The 204-nt window shown below is 41.2% G+C and carries 1 pseudogene; it reads right to left on the bottom strand.

Annotated elements, in window-relative coordinates:
- A pseudogene (locus AWW67_RS10050) lies at positions 1-194 on the bottom strand (HYR domain-containing protein); the annotation flags it as partial.
- Positions 195-204: the final 10 nt, after the last annotated feature.

Here is a 204-nt window from a genome sequence, read left to right as displayed (position 1 = left end):
GTAGTGATGTTTGCGTTTCCATTAGCATCAAGTGCTACTGTAATGTCTTTCGCAAGAACAGTAGGGGCGATGTCGTCAACAATGGTCACAGTAGCCGTTTTAGTGCTAGTATTTCCGTTGTTATCAGTTACCGTTAAGGTTACAGTGTTATCACCAAGGTTAGAACAGTCGAAGCTTGTTTTGCTTAACGTCATACTTGCAATT

Source organism: Roseivirga seohaensis, assembly GCF_001592945.1.
GTDB classification, from domain to species: Bacteria; Bacteroidota; Bacteroidia; order Cytophagales; family Cyclobacteriaceae; genus Roseivirga; species Roseivirga seohaensis.
This window is presented reverse-complemented; position numbering and strand designations above follow the sequence as displayed.